The organism is Exiguobacterium sp. 17-1, assembly GCF_023096305.1.
Classification (GTDB): domain Bacteria; phylum Bacillota; class Bacilli; order Exiguobacteriales; family Exiguobacteriaceae; genus Exiguobacterium_A; species Exiguobacterium_A sibiricum_A.
This window is the reverse complement of record NZ_JALIGJ010000004.1, coordinates 95,085-120,322: the sequence shown is the minus strand read 5'-3', so window position 1 is coordinate 120,322 and position 25,238 is coordinate 95,085. Positions and strand designations below refer to the sequence as shown.

Genomic DNA, 25,238 nt, shown 5'->3' with positions numbered 1-25,238 from the left:
ACATGTAAAATTCGAAAGAAGGTGTTGAACACGATGGAAAATAAACGAAAAAGTAAGATCACGAATGTCTTTATTGTCTCCGTCATTTTCTGTGTGCTCTTTACCATATGGGGAATCTTGCCTGAGTCACTGATTGGTGCTGCAAATCTCGGAAATGTCACAGGCATTGCTCAAAACTTTATCTCAAACGGTTTTGGTTGGCTCTACCTTCTCGGGATGAGTGCCTTTTTGTTAATTGCCATCTTTCTCATTTTTTCCCGTTTCGGTTCAATCCGACTCGGTAAGGACTCCGATCGTCCGGAGTACGGACTCATTTCCTGGTTCGCGATGCTGTTTAGCGCCGGCATGGGAATTGGTCTTGTGTTTTGGGGTGTTTCGGAACCACTAACTCACTTCCATACGCCGCCGGTTGCAACCGACGACCCGACAGAAGCAGCGCGCCTCGCGATGCGTTATTCATTTTTCCACTGGGGTCTTCATCCATGGGCTCTTTATGCCATTGTTGGTCTTGCCATCGCCTACTCGACGTTCCGCAAAGGACGTCCTGCAACGATTGGGGATACCGTCGCTTCACTCATGAAACCAAAATACCAAACTGCCGGTAAGGGGACGGTTGAAGTTCTCGCAATCGTTGCAACCGCTTTTGGTGTCGCAACTTCACTTGGTCTTGGCGCACAACAAATTTCGGGTGGACTTCATTTCCTAGTCGACAGTATTCCGAACTCATTCTTGACGCAATTGATTATCATACTGGTCGTATCTGTCCTCTATATGATGAGTGCCGCTTCCGGTCTTGATAAAGGAATCGTCCGCTTGAGCAACGCCAACATTGTCTTGGCGATTCTCTTGATGGTTGGGGTTCTGTTCCTCGGACCGTTCAGCTTCATCATGGATCTATTTGTTCAAACGACAGGTGCTTACTTGCAAAACCTACCGACCATGAGCTTCCGGGCATCTGCCTTTAATCCGGATGAACGCGGCTGGATCAACGCCTGGACGATCTTCTACTGGGCATGGTGGATTTCTTGGTCACCATTCGTCGGAACGTTTATCGCCCGTGTCTCAAAAGGACGGACGATTCGTGAATTTGTTCTTGGAATCGTTTTGATTCCGACGATTTTCGGATTGCTGTGGTTCTCTGTTTTCGGTGGATCGGCGATTTGGAATGAACTGTTCAACAGCGTCGATCTCATTTCAACGGTCAACGATAAAGGGGTCGAAACCGGTATGTTCGCCTTGTTCGAAACATTCGGTGGTCTCGGAACGTTCCTCAGCATCATTGCTGTCTTCTTGATCACGACGTTCTTCATCACGTCTGCCGACTCCGCGACGTACGTCCTCGGGATGTTGTCTTCCGGCGGTAGTCTATTGCCGAGTCTCCGAATCAAATTGACGTGGGGAATCATCCAGTCGTCAATCGCAGCTGTTCTCTTGTACGCAGGCGGACTCAGCGCCTTGCAGGCCGCAGCTGTCCTTGCCGCCTTCCCGTTCATCTTTGTCGTCGGGATGATGGTGATTGCCCTGTTCATGGATCTTTCCAAGGAACCGGATGCTGCTAAATCAGCAGAAGATTTGAAAAAAGAAGCGTAACTGCAGTCAGCCCCTGCCTTCCATCATGCGGAAGACAGGGGCTTTTTGGTATGCTGAAGATAAGAAAAGAGGTGAGGACTTGCGGCTCAGAAAAAAATGGTTCATTCCACTCGGAATTATCGCTCTCAGCAGCTGGTTTTTGTACCGGGAAAACAATCAAATCGACACGACGGCAGTAACAGTCCAATCGGATAAACTACCTGCCGCGTTTAATGATTATACGATTTTACAGATCGCCGATCTCCATGGTAAATCATTTGGTTCCCGTCAAAAGGTTCTTTTGAAAAAAGTAAATAAACTAAAGCCGGATCTCATCTTAATGACGGGTGACTTGATTGATTCCAGACGGAACGGAGAAGAAGAAGCCCTCCTGCTGATGAAACAACTGACTCCTGACTATCCGGTTTATTTCGTGACAGGCAATCATGAAGTCCGTCTGAATTTGACGATTTTACCGAAGCTTGAACGCCTCGGCGTCACCGTCCTTCGAAATACGTCTGTTCCGCTCGAACGAAGCGGTCAGTTCATTGAGTTACTTGGAATTGATGATCCGACGACGACCCGTTGGAGTGAAGGTCTGCAGGAGCCGGACGGTATCCGAAAGAGCCTCGATCAAGCCCAGTCGACCGCCGATACCCGTGCTTTCCAATTGTTGATGGCACATCGTCCGGAGTATTTGCCGTTGTATGCGGAACGGAAAGTTGATTTGGTATTATCCGGTCATGCCCATGGCGGACAGATCCGTCTACCGTTCACGGACGGGATGTATGCACCGGGTCAAGGATTTTTCCCTGAGTTGACAGCCGGACAGCATGTGATGGAGAACACACGGCTGATCATCAGTCGCGGGCTCGGCAACAGCTTATTTCCGTTTCGAATTTTTAATCATCCCGAGTTGATTGTCGTGACGTTACGCACGTGATCAATCAAAAAAAGTGCCAACTCTTTCACAGAGTCGGCACTTTTTTTTAAGCGAGTGCTTCATGCAATTCCGGTTCAGCATTTTCCCACATCTCCGGTTTGTGTGTCTGCAGGAAATCACGCAACAAGTGTTTTGATGTCTCATCCATATGATCGACGACAATCCGTCCTTTTAACGATTTATCCATCTTATTGACATGGTCCGCTAAAATCTTAAAGCCGCGCCGTGCTTCGACATCGACTAACAGGTCACATGCTGCAACGCCACCGTAATAAAAGCCTTCCGGTTTCCGTCCAACCGTCACCCAAACGATCCAGTACAGCTTTCCGTTTGGGGAATCTTCCTTGTCCGTCGTGAATTTAATCCGTTTCTCGATTGCCGCCTTCGCATGCATGGCGCCCATATCGATGTAGGCTTCGCCGTCTTCCGGCGAGATGATGACAGGTGACATGCTGTTCAGACTAAGTGTACCGACACCAAATCCACCATGCCCGTCCGTTGAGTTATCTGAAATGATATTGAAGTTGATTTTCTTTTCCATCGTTTACTTGTCCCCTTTTACTACTGTTGTCTCTATCATACCGCATCCAACAGTCGGTGCAAGCCTTCGTTTACCGCTTGAGCGTCTCCAGCTGCTCCCGGGTGACACGACGGATTGTCGGTAAGCGCAGACACTCGAGGGACGTAAGTTCTTCATGTGCGGGTGGATTCAACTCCTCCAGTTGCACTAACGCCTGGTCATACAACGTTTGCGATGCGCGACCGAATAAAATAATCCGCTCCAGTGATGAACATTTTGAACGGATGGCCCGCAATTGCTTGGCCAGTTCCCGAATCCGCTCTGCCAACTCGTCTTCAATCTCAGGTGTTGGTTTACGATTTTGAAAAATCGGCTTAAAACGGATATCATCACGTAACAATGTCAACATCCCGTAGCGCTTTGCTTCTTCATTTCCGACAAGAGCCGCCAAGTCCTTGTCCGTCACAAGACGTCCGAATGGAATGTTTTCATTAAACAAGACATCTGCGACTTCGAGACCTTTTGCGCCTGATAACGGGTATGTGTTGTCTTCTGGTAAAGCGCGGTCAAAAATCAGTAGCGTATGGATTTTTTTTCGAATCACTGGTTCCATTTCCATGCCTTCACCTCATCCTCATCATTTCTTAATATAAGTACTTCTTGCTTACGACAGGCTACTCCTGTCTATACCCTTCTTTTTCGATTTCCATGTACCGTTTGACGGAACCAGTGTGACATACGGTATACTGATGGCGTATTGTACTTATGCTAGAAGGAGGAATCTGATATGCCTTACGTTACAGTCAAGATGTTAGCCGGACGTACCGTTGAACAAAAACGTGCTTTGATCGAAAAAGTCACAGCAGCCGTGTCCGAATCTGTTGATGCTCCAAAAGAAAACGTCACTGTCTTCATCGAAGAGATGGAGAAAACCGATTATGGTCAAGCTGGCGTCATGTTCGCGGATAAATAAACACTTTTCAGGAGGAACGATCTAACCCGTCGTTCCTCCTGTTCCATATACTTATCACAGGAAGGATGAATCATCATGGCAACAGTAAGCTTACTTGGAGCAACAGGACGTACAGGACGCCCTTTACTGGATCGTTTATTGGAGAAAGGACATGAAGTCCGGGTCCTCGTTCGATCGGAACAACATGGACTGCCTGACCATCCCCACTTGACGATTCTCAAAGGAGATGCGACTAATGCAGACGATCTCGAACGGGTCATCGAGGGGACGACTGCCGTCTTCAGCTGTTTAGGAACCGATCAAAAACAAATTCTTTCCGTTGCAGTTCCCCATCTCATCATTAAGATGAAGGAACAACAGATCGAACGGATTGTTTTCGTAGGAACGGCCGGCATCCTTGATGCTTCAGAAGAACCGGGAAAATATCGTTTCCAGTCCAGTGAATCCCGCCGCCGCTCGACCATCGCGGCTGAAGATCATCTCAAAGCCTACTTGACGTTAAAAGACGCGGATGTCGACTATACCATTATTTGTCCGACACAACTCGTCGAAGAAGACGCGATTGAGGACGTCTTGATTGAATCCAATCGATTCACCCACGAAACCGGTCCAATCCCACGGATCAATGTCGCCCGCTTCGCTTACGAAGTTTACGATGAAGGGCTGTTCCATCGCGAACGGGTTGGAATTGCTTCACGCGGCTAAAAGTATCGGAAACAAAAAGAAGGACCTGATTTTTTACAATCAGGTCCTTCTTTGTTTTAAGGAATGACATGTCCGTCATTCTTATACGATTTAGAGTAAAATACTGACGACGATTGCCGTCAAGACACTGACAAGTGTTGCTCCGTAAAGCAACTTCAGACCGAAGCTCGCTGCGACACTTCCTTGACGATCGTCCAGTCCTTTGACAGCACCAGCGATGATCCCGATTGACGAGAAGTTAGCGAATGAGATCAGGAAGACAGAAACGATTCCAAGTGTCCGTGCTGAGAATTCTTTTGCATATTCAGGCAGGCTGAGCATCGCGACGAATTCGTTTGTAATCAATTTCGTTGCCATGACACTACCGGCACTGACCGCTTCCGCCCATGGAACACCCATGATAAAGGCGAACGGCGCAAAGATGTAACCGAGAATTTCCTGGAACGAGATTCCGAGAACCATTAAGAAGATATCGTTGACCATGCCGATTAAGGCGTTATATCCGATCAACATCGCTCCGACGATGATCGCGACTTTGAATCCATCCAGGATGTATTCGCCGAGCATTTCGAAGAACGTTTGTTTTTCTTCAACGATTTCTAAAATGTCTTCTTTTGGATCAACTGTGTACGGATTGATGATGGAAACAATCATGAATCCACCAAACAAGTTTAAGACGATTGCTGTGACAACATATTTTGGTTCGACCATCGTCATGTATGCACCGACAATTGACATCGAAACCGTCGACATCGCAGACGCACACAATGTATACAAACGGTTCGGCGGTAATTTACCGATTTGTTTTTTAACAGTGATGAAAACTTCTGATTGACCGATCGCAGCTGACGCTACGGCATTATATGACTCAAGTTGTCCCATTCCGTTAATTTTCGAAAGGACAAACCCGATCCCGCGCATCAAGAGCGGCAGGATTTTTGTGAACTGTAAAATCCCGATTAAAGCCGAGATGAAAACGATTGGTAACAGGACATTGATGAAGAACGGCTGCGCGCCTTCGTTCGCTAATCCACCGAATACGAAGTTGATTCCGATTGCGGCATAACTGAGCAATTTCTCGAACACTCGAGCGACACCTTTAATGACGATATAGCCGAATGACGTATTCAACAGGATGTATCCAAGTACAAGCTGAAGCACTAGCATGACCGCAAGCGGTTTCAATTTGATGCCTTTACGGTTGCTACTGACAAGGTATGCCAAACCAAACACGATGACAAGTCCCAGTATTGCGATTAAATATTTCACGAACTATCCCTCAATCCATAGTTTATTTTATCAGTTGTACATAAGTACGAGGTCTGACGTTCAATCTCTTTCCCAAGTACTAGAATAATCAACATTCGGAAGAACTGCAAGGGGTAAAGTTCATTTAGTAACCGCTTTCGTCATTTTCATAAACTTTCAATACAATGTTTTCCATCCGTTCCCGAACATTGCCCTGACTGATGTTCGTCTTCCCATATGCTTTCCAACCGGCATAAACATCGACGGTGTCCGGTTCAAAATCAAAAACAGCCGTTAAATCCCATTTTCGATCGTACGAAAATCCACTGCAGGCAATATATTCAGCTAAAAATTGATCTGCTGCCTCCATTGATTCAAGCAATGCCAAATTTAATCGGCAATGGGCGACGTCTGCTTCAATTGGTCCGACACAGGCATTAATCCAATCAACTACGTTATACTTTTCAACTGATTCGTATAACACATTGACTGGATGGAAATCACGATGGATGAATCGAATTTGCTGACTCGTCGCCGGTGGTTCTGCCACGGCCCGTTGCCAGACTTCTGTTTGAACTGTCCAGGAAGGAACTGTTCGCTTCGTCACGTATGGTGCATACCGATACCGGGCTTCCGGAACCGGCAGTTGATGAATCGCCGCTAACGTTTTTGCCAATTGTCTGAGATACGCTCGATTTAACGGCTCAAGTCGGACGTCGCCCGGTAAATGCGTCATTTGAATCCAGGGCGGAATCTGACCGTCCCACATCAATTGATAATTTTCGACATCCGGTCCTAACATCCCAGTCGCCTGTAACGCAAAGACCTCGTGCGCGACGAGGTCCGGTTCCTGCTTCAGCCAGGCAGCATTTGTATGGATTCGAAAGACACTATCTCCTGCTCGAAACACATGCGAGGAAGTCGCACCCTTTAAGGGGATAACAGTTTCCCCTTCCAATCCGACACGTTGCAAAATCGTTGCGATGATCTTGTTCACGCTTCTTCTCCAAGTAACAATTGATCGATTTGCATCTTCTCGTTCGCAAATTCCCGTAAGTCATGCAGGATTTCCTGCGGATAAAACAGCTTCTCGTCCGTCTGACGCGAATTGGCAATCGCTTGAACGAGGGGCGAGACTTGCGAGATCTCTTTCATCTGACCGTTTTTCATCTGCAGCATAATCGGTTGTTTGCTGATTTCTCCATTGTCACCGTACAAGTCATACGGCAGGCGGCTGAGCTTGTCTTCGAGTAGATAATAGGTCGGATCAAGACTGATCTGTTCAAATAATGAACAGAGTTTTTTATGAACACGCGCCCGTTTATCGGCCGGGTAATCGACATATTTAAATAATTTCCGGTCGACGAACCGACGTGCCAGATCGCTTAATACAACGTCCTTCTCCTCCGCCCACTGTTGGAAGTAGAAGTAGACGATTGTCTCGTCGAGTGCCAAATAGTTTTTTAAGGACATCTGTTGTGTAAAGAGTGGACTTAAATGAATCGGATCAATCGCAAATTCGTAATCGCCCGTATACAGTTCTTTGGCCCGTTCAAGGATCGCTTTTAATAAATAATCACTCGATCGCGTGACAGGATGGAGGTAGACTTGCCAGTACATCTGATAACGTCGCATGATGTAATCTTCGATCGAGTGCATGCCGGACTGCTTGACGACCATCTGATTCGGTGCCGGACGCAGGACACGCAACATCCGTTCGAGGTCAAACTTCCCGTAACTGACACCGGCGAAATGGGCATCCCGCAACAGGTAGTCCATCCGGTCGACATCGAGCTGGGAACTGATCATCGTCACGAGCAATTGGTTCGGATGGGTTTTATTGATGATTGACGCGACTTCTTCTGCAAATCCTTCGCCGACTTGATCGAGGACCTGCTTGATTTCTGTATCCCCCAAAATGATCCGTTCCGTCCATTCCTCGTGATCAACGCCAAAGACATTCTCAAAGGCATGGGAAAATGGTCCGTGTCCGACGTCGTGCAGCAGTGCCGCGACCAGTGTCAATTCACGGTACTGATCGTCCCAGTCAGCCCGACCGTTAAAGACGTCAATCAACTGCCGCGTAATCTCGTACACGCCGAGCGAATGGTGGAAACGGGTGTGCTCGGCTCCATGGAACGTCAAAAACGATGTTCCGAGTTGTTTGATCCGGCGCAAGCGTTGAAATTCCTTTGTTCCGATCAATTGCCAGATCAATTGGTCACTGACGTAGATGTAACGATGAACGGGATCCTTAAATACCTTTGTTTCTTTTAATTGCCCCAGTGACTGATACATACACTCTCTCCTTTAATGGTTCGTTCTCGATCGTTATAGTTCATATTTCGGTTTAAAACGGTCCGTTCCTGTTGCTTGCCTTGCTTCTTACAGAAAGTTTACATTGCCCTATGCTATAATGGTGTCGCAAATCCAGAAAAAAAGGAACGAGCCTATGGGAATCGAACTCTTAAAACAAGAACATTATCGTATTTTTGATCAAACGTCACTCGGAAACACCTTTCATGCCACACAATCGTTTGCGATGGACGATACATTGTGCGCCTCCGTCGCTACAGAAGGTGCCGCCATCCGCTCCTGGGTCCACCACGAAACGGTTGTCCTCGGTATTCAGGATGCGCGTCTCCCTCACCTCGATGACGGCATCGACGTCTTACACGCCCGTGGTTTTCAACCGGTCATCCGCAATTCCGGCGGTCTTGCCGTCGTGCTCGATGCCGGTGTCCTGAACATCTCGCTTGTGCTTCCGGAACGCGGCGGAATCGATATCGACAGCGGTTATGAAGCGATGCTCGCCCTTGTCCGTCGCATGTTCGCCGAAGAAACGGATGCCATCGTCGCCGGCGAAGTCGTCGGATCATATTGCCCCGGATCGTATGATTTATCGATTGCCGGCAAAAAGTTCGCCGGGATTTCACAGCGGCGTGTCCGTGGAGGCGTCGCGGTTCAAATTTATCTCTGCGTGAAGGGCAGTGGCAGTGCCCGGGCGCAACTTGTCCGTGATTTTTATGTTGCCGCCCTTCAAGGAGAAACGACGAAGTTCGTCTATCCGACAGTCGTTCCGGAAACAATGGCGTCTTTGGAAGAACTGTTGCAACGTCCTTTGACGGTCGAAGACTGCTTGATACGTGTTTATCGCTCCTTGATGGAACTTGGCGCCACACTCACACCGTCCGTCTTGAGCGAGGTCGAAAACGAACGCTTCGGTGTAAACCTGGGTCGGATGTTGGATCGAAATGAAAAAGTCCTAGGTGAATAAAGGAGAGAACGCACATGGTACGTTTTATTACAGACAGCGGTGCCGATGCACCCAAAGAATTACTCGATGCTTACGGCTTCACCGTCATGCCGTTCGGCGTGTTGATTGACGAAGAGACATTTTTCGACGGTGAATCGATTTCACCGGTCGAATTATATGAAAAAATGCGGAACGGGGCGGCACCAAAGACGTTTCAAGTAGAAGTGTCACGGATGGTCGAAGTCTTTACAGAACACTTTAAACAAGGTGAACCGTTCCTCTATCTGGCATTTTCCAGTGAATTGTCCGGGACGTATCAAACGGCAACGATGCTTGCAGCAGAGCTTGCTGAAACGTATCCGGATGTCCCGTATGCCATCATCAACACAAAAACAGCCTCGACCGGTCAGGGACTGTTCGTGTTGGACGTCGCTGCATTTGCGAAAACCCATTCGTTTGAGGAAACAAAAACGTATGCCGAGCAAAAAGTAAATACTATTCGGCACTTGTTTACGGTCGAATCTTTGGAATACTTGATGCGCGGCGGCCGGGTTTCGCGGGCAAGTGCCTTTATCGGTGGCCTGCTGTCAATCCTGCCGCTCTTGACGGTCGAAGACGGGAAACTGATTCCAAAAGAAAAAATCCGCGGACAGAAAAAAGTCATGAACCGGATTGTCGAATGGATGGAAGAAGCACGTCCTGCCATTGATGGACACCGGATCATCATCGGTCACGGCGATTCAATCGAACGGGCGGAACAACTGAAACAGTTGATTGAAGCCCAGTTCTCACCAAGTGAAATCCTGATTACAGTCGCTGGAGCCGCGATTGGTTCTCACACCGGTCCCGGATTAATCGTCATCGGCTATGATTTACCGGCCTGATTCGTCATTTAAAAAATCCGAATGTCCCCACCTCTTGTTTTTGACAGAGGGATGGGAGCATTCGGATTTTTTTCAGTTATTTTAAGAAGACCGTTAAAATCATGTTCGGTTTCATTCAGGTTTGCCGGACGCTACCGGTTCTCCTTGATTCAAGTTGACCGTCAATGGTTTCGCCGTTCCTTTACCCGAGAAGTTTTCAATCAAGTCTTTGACATCGATACCGGATGACGCTTTAAGCGTCTCCTGCAACGAAGCCATCAAGTCGGTTGCGTATCCGGTCACCCGGTTTGCACCGCCGCCCTCACCGCTTCCCGTATCGACGACCGTAATCTTGTCGATGTTGCCGAGTGGTGCTGCGACCTGTTTCGCATATTCCGGCATCATCCGGACGACCATGTCGAGGATTGCCGCTTGTCCGAACTGTTCGAACGCCTGAGCGATTTTTTCTTTGGCTTCCGCTTCCGCGAGACCTTTCAGACGGATGATATCCGCTTCCGTCTCCCCTTGCGCCCGTTCGGCTTCCGCTTTCGCCAAACCGTCGAGACGAATCCGTTCGGCGTCGGCTTTCGCAGAGGCTTCAATCCGGTACTTCGTCGCATCGGCTTCCGCATATTGTTTCGCACGATCGGCTTGGGCCGCCTGCTCAATCGAATAACGGTCGGCGTCGGCCCGTTTTTTGACTTCCGCATCGTATTGTTTCTCACGACGGAGAATCTCACGTTCTTCAAGCTCGATTTGTTTCTGACGTTCGATGATTTTAATTTGCATCTGTTGTTCCGTGACTTCCTGCTGAGCGCGGGCATTTTCAAGATCATACGCCTGGTCGGCTTTCGCTTTCGCGATATCCTGTTCACGGCGGTAATCAGCCATCTTCAGCTGATTTTCTTTTTCCGCTTCCGCAATTTCCGTCGCCCGTTCAAGTTCAGCTTTTTTCGCATCTTTTGACGCTTCTGCCCGTTTGATTCGTGTTTCTTTTTCTGCATCGGCTGTTGCGATATCAGCATCTCTTCGGACCTGGGCAATCCGCGGTTTTCCGAGTGATTCGAGGTAACCGTTCTTATCGCGTACGTCTTTGATTGTAAACGATACGATGATCAGTCCCATTTTCGCTAAATCCTGCGAGGCGACCCGTTGCACTTCTTGCGAGAATTTATCCCGGTTCTTATAAATCTCTTCGACCGTCATCGAACCGAGGATCGACCGCAAATGACCTTCGAGTACTTCACGTGCTTCGCCTTCCCGGTCTTCCTTTGATTTACCAAGGAATTGTTCGGCTGCCGTTGCGATTTCGGAAATCGAGCTGCCGATTTTGATGATGGCTGTCCCGTCTGCCATGACCGGAACACCTTGCTCCGTATAGACTTCCGGTGTCGTTACTTCGAGCTTGCTTGACAGCAGGCTGAGCGGGGATGCTTGTTGAAAGACCGGTAAGATGAATGCTCCGCCACCGCGAATGATTTTGACCCGATTGCCGGATTCATCGGTGTTGACGGTCGGACTATTTCCAAGATAACTTCCGGAAACGATTAACGCTTCCTCCGGTCCAACTGTGCGGTACTTTGTCACGAATAAGGCAATCAGCGCTAAGATCAACGCACCAGCAATAATAGCCACGATAATAATCGGGTTCATGAAAACATCTCCTCTTTCCACCTTGTGGGATAGGTCATGACATGGGCCACGCCTTGTTTAATTTCAATGATGATGACTTTTGTTCCTTGTTCTAACGCCGGCCCTTCAAAAAGAACAGCAGATTTGGCAATTCGTCCCGAGACATCGTCGACGAGAATTTCGCCGTACCCGTTTTCAGGAATCGGGGTGATGACGAGAGCACTGCGTCCTTCGAGTGTCTGTTCCGAAAAACTGATTGACTGCTCTGCTTTAGCAAGCGGAACAAAAATAAATAAGTGCAGTAAAGACGTCAAAATGAGACTGATGCCGGCACTGATCAGCAAAACAACAAGCGAACCGAGCGACGTCAGGTGTTCCAGTCCAAATCCAAAAGCAGATGTCAAAATAACAAAGGATAGGATTAACGTCGGATGAAAGATTTGATCGATGCCGGGAATCAAGTCTGAAAAAATAACAGACAATAAAACACCACAGGCTGCGGCGGCAAGGGCATACAGATAAAGCGTACTAACGTCCATCTTCTATCACCTCGATAAACGAATTCGATCCGTACAGTTGCCGATAGGCTTGAAGATATGCGTGTCGATTTTCTTCATATAATAATTCGGCTAATTCTTTTTCCCGTGGACTGCCTGCTTCTTCACATCGGCGGGCATACTTTTTTTGTGCCGCGTAATGTCGCGCCAACAAACTCTCCAGTGTTCTCTGATTCTTTGGTTCAGATACCGGCCGTGTATCCGAAAGAGATCGTTTTTTCATCCGACTGCTCCTCTCTTCTGTGCTGAGCTCTTCTTTATTTACGATTTATTTTTGGAAATAGTTTCAAAATCCTCTGATTTTTTTCTGGAATTTACAGACATAATCAACAAAAAAGGACCAACTTAAAAGTCGGTCCTAACAAAACATCATTTGAGTCATTTTTAAAGCAGTTTCTCCTGTAAAAAAAATCTTATGCTTTTTTTCGCACAATCAATAAGGTATAGACAAGTAAAGCCAAACAATCAAGTGTCATGATGATTAACCCCATCGGCAAAGCCGAATCTTCCCCCATCACACCAACAAGCGGTGACACAAGTGAGCCGACAAGCATCGGCAACAGACCAAGCAATGCCGAGGCACTTCCGGCCGTTGAACCGTAGTTTTGCATCGCGAGCGTAAAACCGAGTGTCGAAATCATACCGACACTCGAAACGACGAAGAACAACGGAATCATGACGAGAATCAGGGAGCTGGATAAAGTCAGAGCAAGAAACAGACAGATCCCGGCTAAGGCGACGACCGTCAAGGCAATCCGCATCATTTTTTGACTATCGACGCGTCCTGCCAACCGTCCTGCTGTTTGGGCAGCAAGAATGATCCCGATACCGTTCAGACCAAATAAGAAACTGAATTGCTGCGGACTTGCGCCGTAGATATTCTGTAACACGAATGGGGATCCGGAAATATACGCAAACATCGCGCCCATGGCAAACGCTTGGGCAAAAGCATAACCGATGAAGGTCCGGTCCGATAACAGCCTTCCAAACGTTTGAAATGTCGTCTTCAAATTCCCTTCGACCCGGTGATGGACAGGTAGTGTTTCCGGCAACCGGAATGCGACTGCAATCAGCATTAACGTACTTAAGATGGCGAGCAGATAAAACACGACGCGCCAGTCGCCGAACCGTAAAATTTGTCCACCGATGATCGGCGCCAAAATCGGTGCGGTTCCGTTGACCAGTGATAACGCTGCAAAAAACTTCGTCAGTTCTGGTCCTTCAAACAAATCCCGGACGATGGCCCGCGAGATAACGATTCCGGATGCACCGGCTGCTCCCTGAACAAAACGTAAAGCGATCAAAACCTCAATCGTCGGTGCAAAGGCACAGGCGAGTGATGCCAGTAAATAGGCAAACAGGGCCAGTATCAAAGGACGTTTTCGCCCCCGGACATCACTGAGCGGACCGACGATAATCTGTCCAAGTGCCATCCCGAGCATACAGGCAGTCAAGCTGAGCTGAATCGAGGAAGCACTGGCACCAAAAGAACGGGACATGTCCGGAAACGCCGGTAAATACATATCAATGGAAAGCGGGCCAAGTGCAGCGAGTGATCCTAAAATCAGGATTAAGGTCAATCGTTTGGTTTGAATCGGTGAGGCGTTCGTCATGATCTTCCTCCTTTGTTTTAAGATGTCACGTAGTCCAAATCATGTAAGACATAAGCCAGGAAGAAGACGACGGATGGGTTTTCATAAACCGTTTGGACTTTCTTCAACTGTGCACGGTAACCCGTCTCATATTCCACGCCGTTTAATTTCCGTTCCATGTTCATCTTGATCAGCGCATCGAGCTTATCGACGACATCGACCATCTGTCCTTCGTACGTCTCATCTTTTGCCTCGACGACGAACCGGTGAAATTCTTTTCGCATTGAAGACGGCAACAGATTAATCAACGCTTCGCCTTCCGTTCGCTCATAGGCTCCAAAAGCCGCCGCCGTGACCGGCGTCGCATGTTTGACGGGACCGAGGACATCGCCTGTCGTTCCTTCGACCAGATCATGGCACAGCAGACGTGAGACGACTTCTGCCGTATTGATCTTCACACCGTATTTTTTGGACTCAATCAATCCGTTGAACAAGCCGAGTGATGCCGCACGGAACGCATGTGTCGCATCATTGTCGTCAATCGTATTGAACCGTCCTTTCCAGCGACGGATCGTATCCATCATCAAGACATTGTCAATGAAACGCGACATGTCGTCCTCTGCCCAAACCGACTCCGTCAACGTCCGGATGGATGACAACGGATGAGTCGACAGTGCTGCTTTGAGTTCATTCGTCTTCTCGCGGAAAAACGTCGATCCCGTCACTTCCGCTTCTCGTTTCGCAAACAGCATCGCATCAAACGTGTCGATTGCTTCGACCAGCTTTCCTTCTGTCGAGTCATCTTCTGCGAACACCAGATAATTCGTGAAATCCGGTTGAAGGGACTTCGACAGTAACGCTACGAGTTTTTCACTCGCCTGCCGCTCCATCGCCTGGATGTGGGCATGCAAAGTCGGTTCTTTTTTCGTCCGGTGTTTAATCGGTCCCGTGATGACCTCATTCATATCGTGGAACAAGGCTTTCCCAAGCAACGTCAATCGATCGTATTTAGTATCTGCTACCTCTTCTTCAATATAACTCGCCATCAAACTGAATAAAGCGACACGGAAGCTGTGACTCGCCGCATTATCCGGAAAACGAGGGGCATATTCGTCCCAGCGCGGGACATTCTGCATCCGTGTCAACATACGGATAAAATTACCGTTTTGCATCGTCATCTCTCCTCATAAAAAACGGACAGAGGAATGATGACCCTGTCCGTTTCTAGTTATTATTTGTCTGTTTTCGGACCACTTCTGAACCAACCTAACACTAAAATCAAGACGAGGACAATCCAGAAGATTGATTGCCAAAGCGTACTTTCCGGAAATTCATGCGGTAAGACGTGAATCGACGGATGCGCCAGTGTCATGACGACTAGCTTGACCCCGACCCACGCAACGAGCCAAAAGGCAGCTTCTTCGATACCTGGCCGTTTTTGTAACAAGACGACAAACCAGCTGGCGAAGTAACGCATGATGACGAGTCCAATGATTCCGCTGAAGAAGACGACCCAGAATTGTCCTGTGTTCAAGCCGCCGATCGTTCCGCCGATCATCGGTAACGTCGTTGCCATCGCAACGGCTGCGAGCGTCGAATCGACCGCAAACGCCAAGTCAGAGAACTCGACCTTGACGACCGTCCACCAAAAATTCGGTGACGCCTTTTTAGAGGAAGCTGACTCCGGAATCTGGTGTTTGTTCGATCGTGCCTCGACAATCCCTTTGAAGGCAACATAGAATAAATAAATTGCTCCGAGTGCCTGTAACTCCCAAATCGTCGCCAAGTAAGACGCAAAGAAAATCGCGACGAAGCGTAAGACAAGTGCTCCGATCAATCCGTAAAACAATGCTTTTTTTCGTTGATCGTCCGGCAACGGACGTACGAGAACAGCCATAACCATGGCGTTATCGGCTGACAGCAGACCTTGTAAGATGATTAAAACAAGTCCGACCGTCGCATACTGTGTAATTAATCCAATATCCATAAAAACGAATCCCCTTTTTGTTCAGTAAGTTTATTATAAGGCCGCTTATCTAAAAGCAAAAGACTGAACACTTGAATCTGACTGTTCTTTTTACCCGAACTTCCGGATGATTAGACAAAAAAAGACTCTCCATGATGGAGAGCCTGAGTGTGATTAAAGATTTTTTTCGACTTTCTTTTCGGCATCCGGATTTGATTTCGTCTTCGGAGAAGAGAACCAACCCCAAAGTGCGAGACCAACCATGACGGTCCAGAAGAAGATTTGCCACGGTGTGCTGTGGGCGAATCCTTCAGGAAGTTTCAACGCTTCGAAAATCGTACCTTCGATTGAAACATGGTATTTCGGATGTTCCAGTGCGAGAACCGCAAGTTTCACCCCGACCCAGGCAACAATTGCGAATGCTGCTGTTTCAAGACCCGGACGCTCTGCCAGTAACTTAACGAAGACGCGGGCTGCGAAACGCATCAAGACGACACCCATCAGTCCACCTGTCAAAATGACGACGAAGTGACCGGTGTTCAAGCCACCAATTTCACCTGTTCCCCAGTTCGGAAGAGCAACGGCAAGTGCGACGGCTGCCAAAATCGAATCGACAGCAAATGCGAGGTCAGCGAATTCAATTTTTGCGACTGTTTTCCAAAACTCTGCTTTAGAAACCGGCTCATCTGATTTTGGTTCTGCGTCGAGCTCGTTTTCTGCTCCATGATTCTCACCGATCCGCCGGGCTTTAATGGTTTTATAAATATGCCGTAGTCCCATGATCAATAGGTAAGCGGCACCAAGTGCTTGGATCTGCCAGATATCGACGAGGAATGAGATTGCAAATAATGCTGCAAATCGAAGAACGAATGCTCCTGCTAATCCATAAAATAAAGCCTTTTTCTGCTGTTCGCCCGGTAAATGCTTTACCATGACCGCCAAGACGAGTGCGTTATCTGCCGAAAGTAGTCCTTCTAACGCGATTAAGACAAGGACGACCCAGGCATATTGAAGTACTAACTGCCAATCCATCTACTTCATTCCTTCCTAGTTTACGATTTTAAATTGAAAATCAAGTTTTCATTAGACACATCGTTTATGCGTTCATATGAACATATACTATAGGATACTATACCCGATTGCAAGCAACTTATGCCTGCGAATCAGCAAACTGTTTCTTCCGAGTCTTGTAAGTTTTATTTTTAGGAAGGTTCGTGATAAAATTCATAGCAACGATACGTCGCGACAACACATTCACGGAATCACCAGACTTGCTCGTCTCTAGCATTCCTGTCATGTTATTACTACTTGCACTACTACAAAAGGACAAAGGGGCCGATATAAATGTCTACTTACCCGGTTACACTGCCAACCAAAGAAGAGCGCCACAAGCTGTTTGGTTCTGTTCCTCCTATTAAAGGGACAAAGCCGACTGAAAAAGATAAAATGATCGACTTGCAGAACACACCGAAGAATTTCCTCTTTGCACTGGATGCTGTAGGAATTTCAAACGTGAAACATCCGGTCGTCATCCAAGACGGCGAAACGACACAGGCAACCGTTGCGACATTCGAACTGTCCACTTCGCTTGTTCAAGACCGTAAAGGGATCAACATGAGCCGTTTGACGGAACAACTCGATCAGTATCATAACGAGGGTTGGGTCGTCACGAATGAATCCCTCATCCAATTTGCACGCGATCTTGCTGAGCGGATGGAACAAACGGAAGGACAATTGACAATCCGTTACCCATGGTTCTTCACACGTAAAGCACCTGCAACAGGACTCGGCGGATTGATGAATGCCGAAGTCTGGCAGACCGTCAGTGTCAACACGGAAACAAACGAAGCGACATTGTCTGTCGGTCTGACGATCAATGTGACGACACTTTGCCCATGTTCAAAGGAAATCAGTGAGTATAGTGCGCATAACCAACGCGGTTACGTGACGATGGAAGCTTCATTACGCGATGAAGCAGATGATTTCAACTGGAAACAAGAACTTCTCGATGCAGCGGAATCCAATGCATCGGCACCTTTGCACCCGGTCCTCAAACGTCCGGATGAAAAACGTGTCACAGAGATGGCATATGAAAACCCGCGTTTCGTCGAAGATATGGTGCGCTTAATCGCTGCTGATCTTTACGAAATGGATCCAATCGCGTCGTTCTTCGTCGAATGTCGCAATGAAGAAACAATTCACCAGCATGATGCGATCGCACGCATCACGTTTGATAAAGATGCACAGTAATACGCAAGGAAACTCCAACCGACCCTAGGGTCGGTTGGAGTTTTTTTTCGTTGTCCTCCTTTTCGGTAACGTTTACACTTAGGACGAATGGAGGGATGTCATGTTTGAACTCATACCTTTTTTACTGGAACGACTCGGAATCATGATCATTTTAGCGTTCATCCTCGCCCAGTGGGGACCGACACGCCGCTTGCTGAAACAGCCTGAAGCCGGCTGGCAGTTCGGATTGTTGATTCTGTTTTTCGCCACATACGGGATTTTGAGTAACTACACCGGTGTCAAAGTCGATTTGGCCAAGTTTTTACCGCACACCTGGCTCGAACAGGTCGATGGCACATCGGCAATCGCGAACACACGGACGATGATTGTCGTCATCAGCGGATTACTTGCCGGTCCAATCGGCGGAACGATCACCGGTCTGCTCGTCGGTATCCATAGATATACACTCGGTGGTTTTACCGCCTTCGCTTGTGCTTTATCGACCGTTGTTGCAGGCGGCGTCAGCGGCTTGTTGCGTCCTTACTGGCGCGATCGTCTCGGCAGCCAAGCATTGTTGCCAATTTGTCTGACCGGTTTTTTAATGGTTTTCGAAATGTCCCTGATTCTTCTGTTGTCTGATCCGTTTCCTGCTGCCCTTGAACTGGTCCAGTTCATCTTCCTTCCGATGACCGTCGTCAACGTCCTTGGAGTGTGGTTGTTCTTATCGATCATCCGCCTCGCAGCGCGCGAGGAAGAACATGTCCGGGCTCGGGAAGCGGAACGTTCGTTGCATATCGCTGATTTAACATTACCGTACTTAACACGCGGTCTGAATATCCAAACTGCTGAAGCCGTTGCCGATATTTTGTTACAACAAACGCGAGCTGATGCCGTCTCCTTAACGGATCAGTCCGTCATTTTGGCGCATATTGGTGTCGGCAGTGACCATCATCGGTCCGGCGGGCACTGGACGACGCGTCCGACGGAACATGTCCTGACAGACGGACAACTTCGACTCGTCACCGACCGTGATGAGATTGGTTGTCCGAAAGCAGACTGTCCGCTCCAAGCCGGAATCATTGCTCCGTTGACGATCGGCGAGACGACGATCGGGACGTTGAAGGTTTACTATCCCCACCCTGAATTACTCGACGCGGTCGAGGTGGAATTGATTGAAGGACTCGCGAAGCTCTTTTCGACCCAACTCGCCCTCGGCAAAGCGGAACGGCAAGCCGGTCTATTGAAGGATGCTGAAATCCGGGCACTCGAAGCGCAAATTCATCCGCACTTTTTGTTTAATGCCATCAATACGATTTATGCTTCGTGCCGGACCGATATCGAACAAGCCCGCACGTTACTGCTTGAACTGTCGACCTTTTTCCGGAGTAATCTGCAGGGTGCCCGCTCGACGAAAATTCCGCTGCAAAAGGAACTGGAACATATCGAAGCCTATATCTCGCTTGAAGCTGCCCGTTTCCCGAACCGTCCATTCGTTGATATTGATTTAGAGGAAGGCACGGAACAACTACTCGTTCCTCCCTTTGTTCTCCAACCGTTAATCGAAAATGCTTTCCAGCATGCGTTCAGTCCCGGGCAGACCGGATACGTCGGCGTCACTGCCTGGTTGACCGCGGATCAATTGGTGTTGGAAGTCGTCGATAATGGACGCGGGATTGAAGAGGAGCGGCTTGCACGCCTCGGCCGGGAAGTCATTGAATCCAGTGGTACCGGAACCGCCCTTTTCAATACAGCGGAACGAATCAAAAGCCTGTATGCCGAAAACGGTTCTTTCCGATTGACCAGTCAACCTGGAGAAGGTACAAGCATTACCATCCATCTGCCGATTGAAACAGGAAAGGAGGCGCCGCATGCGCACGATCTTAATTGAAGATGAACCGCTCGCCCGCGACGAACTGCGTTATCATGTTGTCCGGGCCGGACTCGAAGTCATCGCCGAGACCGGACACGTCGGTGAAGCCGAGCAACTCGTTCGGACATTACAGCCGGATCTCGTTTTTTTAGATGTCGAACTGACTGACGGAAGTGGTCTGGACGTCGCGAAACGATTACAATCGATGCCTCATCCACCTGCGATTTTATTCGTGACGGCTTATGATGCCCATGCACTCGAAGCTTTCGAACTGAATGCTTACGATTACATCTTGAAACCGTACGATCCGTCACGGATTATTCGGGCTATTGAAAAAATCATGCGGAAACCGGCGCTGAAAACACCGCGGATTGAACGATTGGCCGTCGAATCCGGAGAGCAGTTAAAATTGCTTTCCCCGCAGGATGTCGACTACATTGTCGCTGAAAACGGTAAAACGAAAATCGTAACCCGTTCCGAATCCTATCCGTCGAACGACACGTTACAGGAACTTGAACGAAAATTATCCGGTCACCGCTTTCTGCGGGTCCACCGTTCCTACCTCGTCAACCTCGCTGCCATTGAAGCGATCGAACCCTGGTTCAACGGTGCCTATACGATCAAAATCCAACAGATTGATGTGCCGGTCAGCCGGACGTATGTCAAAGTCTTAAAGGAAGCTCTCGGTATCTGAGGGTTTCTTTTTTCCGTTCATCCCCCTTTTTCGACATGTCATCGGTTAAAACAAACCATTCATCCGCCAAACAAAAGAAAGCGCTTCCAAATAAAGTACACTTTTCTCATACCAGTTTATGAGGAGGTTCACGCATGAGTGCTACACCAATTGTTATTGCCGTCATTTGTATTTTATTGATCGTTTATCGTCTCTATGGCACATTCATGGCTGTCAAAGTCTTAAAAATCAAAGAGGACCGGGAAACACCGGCCCATAAATTTGCGGATGGAAAAGATTATGTCCCGACCAACAAATGGGTGTCGTTCGGTCACCATTTCGCAGCAATCGCCGCTGCCGGCCCGCTTGTCGGTCCTGTACTTGCTGCCCAGTTCGGCTATTTACCGGGACTTTTATGGTTGCTGATTGGTGCCGTCATCGGTGGCGCCGTCCACGATATGGTCGTCTTGTTCGCTTCGATGCGTCAAGATGGACAGTCGTTATCGGAAGTCGCTAAAAAAGAGCTCGGACCTGTCGCCGGTTTTTGTGCCGGTCTCGCGATGCTCTTCATCATCACAATCACAATGGCCGGATTATCAATGGTCGTTCTGCATGCACTGGAGCACAATCCATGGGGAACATTCGCTGTCTTCTCGACGATTCCGATTGCCATGGGTGTCGGCATCTACTTACGAAAAGGCGGTAACCTCGCCTTGGCTTCAGTCGTCGGTTTCCTATTAATTCTTGCTGCGATTGGTTTCGGTCCCCAGTTGACTGACACGTTCATCGGAACATGGTTCGACCTGTCGTCACGTCAACTCGCGATTGCTTTACCAATCTACGCCTTCTTCGCTGCAGCACTTCCGGTCTGGCTGTTGCTTGCACCGCGTGATTACTTATCAAGCTTCATGAAAATCGGTGTATTCTTTGCCTTGATCGTCGGTGTCTTCATCATCAACCCTGACATCCGCTTCCCGGCCTTCACGAAATTCGTCAACGGCGGCGGTCCCATCATTGCCGGTCCGGTCTGGCCGTTCATCTCGATCACGATTGCCTGTGGTGCGATTTCCGGCTTCCATGCCTTCGTTGGCTCCGGAACGACACCAAAGATGATCAATCGTTGGAGCGATATCAAACCGGTCGCCTTCGGTGCGATGCTCGTTGAGTGTCTGGTCGCTGTCATGGCTTTGATTGCCGCGACTTCCCTTGAAGTCGGGGATTACTTCGCCATCAACTCGACACCGGAAGTCTTTGCGACACTCGGGATGAGTACGGTCTATCTCGATGAATTGTCGCGGGAAATCGGTCTCGATCTCGCTGGGCGGACCGGTGGAGCTGTTTCACTTGCCGTCGGTATGACGTTCATCTTCCGGGCCATCCCTTGGTTCCGTGAAATTGCCGGCTTCTTCTTCCAATTCGTGATTCTTTTCGAAGCGGTCTTCATCCTGACGGCAATCGATGCCGGAACACGAGTGGCCCGCTACCTGATCCAAGATTTCTTCGGTGAATTCTACAAACCGTTGAAACGGGTCGACTGGATCCCGGGTGCGATTTTCGCCAGTGCGCTTGGAACGTTCTTTTGGGGTTACCTGCTCTTCTCAGGCGATATCGGTTCGATTTGGGCCTTGTTCGGTGTCTCGAATCAATTGATGGCTTCGATCGGCTTGATCATCGGAACAACGATTATCCTGAAGATTGCCGATAAAAAAGTTTATGCGTTGACGACGTTCATTCCACTTGTCTATCTGCTCGTAACGGTCACGTTCGCCGACATCTGGATGGTCGCTAACGTCTATGCCAACCCAGCCTCTGCCGGCTTCAGTATTCTGAATACGATCCTGTCGGTCACGATGGGTGTTTTAGCCATCGTCATCACGATTTCAGCTGTGCGGAAATGGATCGAATTGCTCAATTCACCTCGTTGGGAAAAAGTGAAAAAATCAGCTTGATGGATGGAAATCCATCAAATGGGTTGACTCAAAAGTCAGTCTCTATAAAAGCAGGGGTGGCAGATTACAATTCTGTCACCCCTGCTTTGTTCTGAAAGAACTATTTTTCATATCTTCATCTGCTTTTAGCGAAAAGGATTATAAAACCGGTTCCCATCATAAAAAGTGATGAAACAAGACAACAGTACAAGTAACCCGACACAGGCAATCGCTGTAAAGTCGGCTTTGGTCATGGGACGTTGATTGTACCAGGTCCGCTTTTTGCCTGCTCCGAACCCTCGCAAATCCATCGCGTTACTGACAGTCTCAATCCGTTCAAGACTTGTAAAAACAAGTGGCAACAGAATGTTTAAACTGTTACGGATTCGTTTGAACAACGGCGCATTGGATAAAGCGACGCCTCTCGCTTCCTGTGCATCTTTAATCGTTCGAAAGTCTCGCTGAACATCCGGAATGTAGCGTAAGGCTAAGGACACGGCAAAGGCAATTTTATAAGGAATACCGATCCGGTTCAAAGACGCCGCAAATTCTGTCGGATGAGTGGTCACCAAAAACAAGACAGCAATCGGCACAATCGCACTGTATTTTAAAATTAAATTCAGCAGGTAAAACAGTTGTTCCGATGTCACGGTGAAACGACCGATTCCTTCTGCCAATACATGACGCGTTCCATAGATGGCAACTCCCTGCTCAGGAGCAAACAGGTAGACGGCAATCGAATTTAACAAGATAAATGACAGTGTAAACAAAAGGACGAATCGAACTTCTTTAAAAGAAATCTTTGAAACAGAAAATAAGCCGACACTTGCCAACAATAAAACAATGAGGACGCGTGTATCGTATGTGACAATCGTCGCAATCGTCCATAATAAAAAACAAATCAACTTTGTTGCTCCCGTCAGACGATGGACAGGAGATTTTCGTTCGATGTACCCTAGCATATCTACTGCCATCCTGCTCGCTCCTTCCGTTCTGCCTCAATCACCTGTGTCACGAGTCCTGCAGGATCAAGTTCAAACTGCTGTGCTACTGTAAATAACGAAGTCTGCTTTAGGTGCGCTTGTTGTAACAATTCTTTTTGTGACAATAGTGCAAGTGGGGTTCCTTCAAACTGAACCTGACCATTCTGGATGAGACAGACATGATCACTGTATTCCAAAACGAGATGCATATCGTGGGTAATGACGAGCAGCGTCATTCCCTCATGCTTCAATCGTTCCAAAAAGTCCATGATATCCGAATAATGCCGGTAATCTTGACCCGCAGTCGGCTCATCCAAAATTAGCACATCCGGTTGACGGACCAGAATCGATGCAATCGTCACCCGTTTCTTTTGTCCAAAACTCAAAGCATCGATTGGCCAATTGCGGAACGGATACAATCCGCATCGACGAAGCGTTTCCTCAACCCGTCGATTTTCTTCTTCCTCACTCAGCGCAAGAACCTGCATGCCGTAGCGTATTTCTTCCTGCACAATTTGTTTTGAAATCATATGGTTGGGATTTTGCAGGACAAATCCTACTCGATCGGCCCGTTGACCAATTGATTGGTTTGTCACATCCGAACCGGCGAGATGAATTGTTCCGCTTCCCGCCCGGCGATAACCGCTCAAAATTTTAGCCAGTGTCGATTTTCCGGCACCGTTCTGTCCGACGATACTCGTTAACGTACCTTTGGCGAAAGAAGTCGATACTTGATTTAAAATCAATCGCTCTGCATCATAACGGAAATTCAGCTGTTTGACATCCAGCAATGGTTCACGACGTTGAACCGGCTCAATAGACTGTCTTTGCAACAGAGTATGCAGAAGCCCCCTGTCAAATCGGGTGATAAACGTCTCCATTCGACTTGGTTGCATCTGTGGATGAATCGGCATTCCGGCAAAACGGGCCAGACTCAAATATAACGGTTCACGCAACGCAGACGCGCTAAGAATGCCTCCACTCAACACTTCATCCGGACTTGCATCCGCGACGATTGTGCCTTCTTTCATCACGATCATCCGGTCAAATGGAATCGAAAGCACATCTTCAATTCGGTGCTCGATCACAATCAACGTCTGTTCCGTCCGTCGTTGCAACTGATCAATCAATTCCATCGCTTCCATGCCGGCAATCGGATCCAAATTAGCCAACGGTTCATCAAATAACAGCACTTCCGCTTCTTCGACGAGGACACCCGCTAACGCAACCCGTTGCCGTTCCCCACCGGACAGTGCCTCCAAACGGGACCCCAACAAAGAGTCGACATCGACCAGACGGGCTGTTTTTTCTACCAAATGTCGCATGTCCTGCTGTTCGACTTGCTTATTTTCCAAAGCAAACGCAATATCTTCTGCTACTGACAATCCGACAAACTGAGTATCCGGATCCTGCATAACGGTTCCGACAATACTTGAACGGTCAAACAAAGAGAGCGTTCGGGCATCGATTCCGGTAATTTCGACAGACCCTTTCCACGTACCGGGATAAGAAAATGGAATTAAACCGTTGATACACTGGGCGAGTGTACTTTTTCCTGAACCGGATGGTCCAACGATTAATACACGCTCACCTTTAGAAATTGACAGGTTAATCTTCTGTAAAGTTGGTTCCGACTGGCTCCGGTACGTAAACGAAAATTCATTGAATGCTACACTTACCTGCTTCATGTTAATCCCCCCGACTAAAAAGACTGCCCCCTTGAGGGGACAG

The 25,238-nt window shown here is 48.2% G+C and carries 24 protein-coding genes; 10 read left to right on the top strand and 14 right to left on the bottom strand.

What is annotated here, in order from left to right; genetic code table 11:
- The first annotated feature begins 33 nt into the window (after positions 1-33).
- Entirely contained in the window at positions 34-1,590 is a 1,557-nt protein-coding gene (locus MUN34_RS11620; protein WP_247857846.1) for a BCCT family transporter, read from the top strand.
- Between the two features lie 79 nt (positions 1,591-1,669).
- The gene (locus MUN34_RS11615) at positions 1,670-2,512 is read left to right on the top strand and encodes a metallophosphoesterase (RefSeq protein ID WP_247857845.1); all 843 of its coding nucleotides are present in this window, start codon (positions 1,670-1,672) and stop codon (positions 2,510-2,512) included.
- Positions 2,513-2,558: 46 nt separating this feature from the next.
- Here the strand turns inward: MUN34_RS11615 and MUN34_RS11610 are convergent, their stop codons facing one another.
- Positions 2,559-3,053 (bottom strand): YwhD family protein, encoded by a 495-nt coding sequence (locus MUN34_RS11610; protein ID WP_247857844.1) that lies wholly within the window; start codon positions 3,051-3,053, stop codon positions 2,559-2,561.
- A 70-nt stretch (positions 3,054-3,123) separates the two neighbouring features.
- Positions 3,124-3,651 (bottom strand): hypothetical protein, encoded by a 528-nt coding sequence (locus MUN34_RS11605; RefSeq protein ID WP_247857843.1) that lies wholly within the window; start codon positions 3,649-3,651, stop codon positions 3,124-3,126.
- Between the two features lie 168 nt (positions 3,652-3,819).
- Here MUN34_RS11605 and MUN34_RS11600 point away from each other — a divergent pair, with 168 nt between their 5' ends.
- Positions 3,820-4,005 carry a 2-hydroxymuconate tautomerase gene (locus MUN34_RS11600; RefSeq protein WP_014969267.1) on the top strand — a complete coding sequence of 62 codons (186 nt, stop codon included), beginning with the start codon at positions 3,820-3,822 and terminating at the stop codon, positions 4,003-4,005.
- A 75-nt stretch (positions 4,006-4,080) separates the two neighbouring features.
- Positions 4,081-4,710 carry an NAD(P)-dependent oxidoreductase gene (locus MUN34_RS11595; RefSeq protein ID WP_247857842.1) on the top strand — a complete coding sequence of 210 codons (630 nt, stop codon included), beginning with the start codon at positions 4,081-4,083 and terminating at the stop codon, positions 4,708-4,710.
- A 90-nt stretch (positions 4,711-4,800) separates the two neighbouring features.
- Here the strand turns inward: MUN34_RS11595 and MUN34_RS11590 are convergent, their stop codons facing one another.
- The 3 genes from MUN34_RS11590 to MUN34_RS11580 form a co-directional block, all read right to left on the bottom strand.
- Positions 4,801-5,979 (bottom strand): NupC/NupG family nucleoside CNT transporter, encoded by a 1,179-nt coding sequence (locus MUN34_RS11590; RefSeq protein ID WP_026829500.1) that lies wholly within the window; start codon positions 5,977-5,979, stop codon positions 4,801-4,803.
- Positions 5,980-6,103: 124 nt separating this feature from the next.
- Complete coding sequence (locus MUN34_RS11585; protein ID WP_247857841.1) at positions 6,104-6,955, bottom strand: phosphotransferase family protein; 852 nt, start codon at positions 6,953-6,955, stop codon at positions 6,104-6,106.
- On the bottom strand, positions 6,952-8,256 hold the full coding sequence (locus tag MUN34_RS11580) for an HD domain-containing protein (RefSeq protein WP_247857840.1): 1,305 nt from the start codon (positions 8,254-8,256) through the stop codon (positions 6,952-6,954). The genes MUN34_RS11585 and MUN34_RS11580 overlap by 4 nt, the downstream gene beginning before the upstream one ends.
- A gap of 154 nt (positions 8,257-8,410) precedes the next feature.
- Here MUN34_RS11580 and lipL point away from each other — a divergent pair, with 154 nt between their 5' ends.
- Positions 8,411-9,235, top strand: coding sequence for an octanoyl-[GcvH]:protein N-octanoyltransferase (lipL, locus tag MUN34_RS11575; protein ID WP_026829503.1), 825 nt, complete (start codon positions 8,411-8,413; stop codon positions 9,233-9,235).
- A gap of 14 nt (positions 9,236-9,249) precedes the next feature.
- Positions 9,250-10,098: a DegV family protein gene (locus MUN34_RS11570; RefSeq protein ID WP_247857839.1), complete on the top strand. Its 849-nt coding sequence runs from the start codon at positions 9,250-9,252 to the stop codon at positions 10,096-10,098.
- A gap of 111 nt (positions 10,099-10,209) precedes the next feature.
- Here MUN34_RS11570 and MUN34_RS11565 read toward each other — a convergent pair whose 3' ends face one another.
- The 7 genes from MUN34_RS11565 to MUN34_RS11535 all read right to left on the bottom strand — a co-directional run bounded on the left by MUN34_RS11565 (position 10,210) and on the right by MUN34_RS11535 (position 16,856).
- Complete coding sequence (locus MUN34_RS11565) at positions 10,210-11,730, bottom strand: flotillin family protein (protein WP_026829506.1); 1,521 nt, start codon at positions 11,728-11,730, stop codon at positions 10,210-10,212.
- Positions 11,727-12,248 (bottom strand): NfeD family protein, encoded by a 522-nt coding sequence (locus MUN34_RS11560; RefSeq protein ID WP_026829507.1) that lies wholly within the window; start codon positions 12,246-12,248, stop codon positions 11,727-11,729. Before MUN34_RS11560 ends, MUN34_RS11565 begins: the two co-directional genes overlap by 4 nt.
- Entirely contained in the window at positions 12,238-12,489 is a 252-nt protein-coding gene (locus MUN34_RS11555; RefSeq protein ID WP_247857838.1) for a hypothetical protein, read from the bottom strand. The genes MUN34_RS11560 and MUN34_RS11555 overlap by 11 nt, the downstream gene beginning before the upstream one ends.
- A 190-nt stretch (positions 12,490-12,679) precedes the next feature.
- Positions 12,680-13,879 (bottom strand): Bcr/CflA family multidrug efflux MFS transporter, encoded by a 1,200-nt coding sequence (locus MUN34_RS11550; protein WP_026829509.1) that lies wholly within the window; start codon positions 13,877-13,879, stop codon positions 12,680-12,682.
- A 17-nt stretch (positions 13,880-13,896) separates the two neighbouring features.
- Positions 13,897-15,030, bottom strand: coding sequence for a YfbR-like 5'-deoxynucleotidase (locus tag MUN34_RS11545; RefSeq protein WP_247857837.1), 1,134 nt, complete (start codon positions 15,028-15,030; stop codon positions 13,897-13,899).
- Positions 15,031-15,089: 59 nt separating this feature from the next.
- Positions 15,090-15,845: a TerC family protein gene (locus MUN34_RS11540; RefSeq protein ID WP_026829511.1), complete on the bottom strand. Its 756-nt coding sequence runs from the start codon at positions 15,843-15,845 to the stop codon at positions 15,090-15,092.
- 153 nt (positions 15,846-15,998) lie between these two features.
- Positions 15,999-16,856 carry a TerC family protein gene (locus MUN34_RS11535; protein ID WP_026829512.1) on the bottom strand — a complete coding sequence of 286 codons (858 nt, stop codon included), beginning with the start codon at positions 16,854-16,856 and terminating at the stop codon, positions 15,999-16,001.
- 312 nt (positions 16,857-17,168) lie between these two features.
- Here MUN34_RS11535 and folE2 point away from each other — a divergent pair, with 312 nt between their 5' ends.
- The 4 genes from folE2 to MUN34_RS11515 all read left to right on the top strand — a co-directional run bounded on the left by folE2 (position 17,169) and on the right by MUN34_RS11515 (position 22,545).
- Positions 17,169-18,074: a GTP cyclohydrolase FolE2 gene (folE2, locus tag MUN34_RS11530; RefSeq protein WP_247857836.1), complete on the top strand. Its 906-nt coding sequence runs from the start codon at positions 17,169-17,171 to the stop codon at positions 18,072-18,074.
- 100 nt (positions 18,075-18,174) lie between these two features.
- Complete coding sequence (locus MUN34_RS11525; protein WP_247857835.1) at positions 18,175-19,941, top strand: LytS/YhcK type 5TM receptor domain-containing protein; 1,767 nt, start codon at positions 18,175-18,177, stop codon at positions 19,939-19,941.
- Positions 19,922-20,617, top strand: coding sequence for a LytR/AlgR family response regulator transcription factor (locus MUN34_RS11520; protein WP_026829515.1), 696 nt, complete (start codon positions 19,922-19,924; stop codon positions 20,615-20,617). Before MUN34_RS11525 ends, MUN34_RS11520 begins: the two co-directional genes overlap by 20 nt.
- Positions 20,618-20,751: 134 nt before the next feature.
- On the top strand, positions 20,752-22,545 hold the full coding sequence (locus MUN34_RS11515) for a carbon starvation CstA family protein (RefSeq protein WP_026829516.1): 1,794 nt from the start codon (positions 20,752-20,754) through the stop codon (positions 22,543-22,545).
- Positions 22,546-22,670: 125 nt separating this feature from the next.
- On the opposite strand, the gene MUN34_RS11510 is transcribed toward MUN34_RS11515, so the two are convergent.
- Both MUN34_RS11510 and MUN34_RS11505 read right to left on the bottom strand, forming a co-directional pair.
- Positions 22,671-23,498 (bottom strand): energy-coupling factor transporter transmembrane component T family protein, encoded by an 828-nt coding sequence (locus MUN34_RS11510; protein ID WP_247857834.1) that lies wholly within the window; start codon positions 23,496-23,498, stop codon positions 22,671-22,673.
- Positions 23,489-25,195 (bottom strand): ABC transporter ATP-binding protein, encoded by a 1,707-nt coding sequence (locus tag MUN34_RS11505; protein WP_247857833.1) that lies wholly within the window; start codon positions 25,193-25,195, stop codon positions 23,489-23,491. Before MUN34_RS11505 ends, MUN34_RS11510 begins: the two co-directional genes overlap by 10 nt.
- Positions 25,196-25,238: the final 43 nt, after the last annotated feature.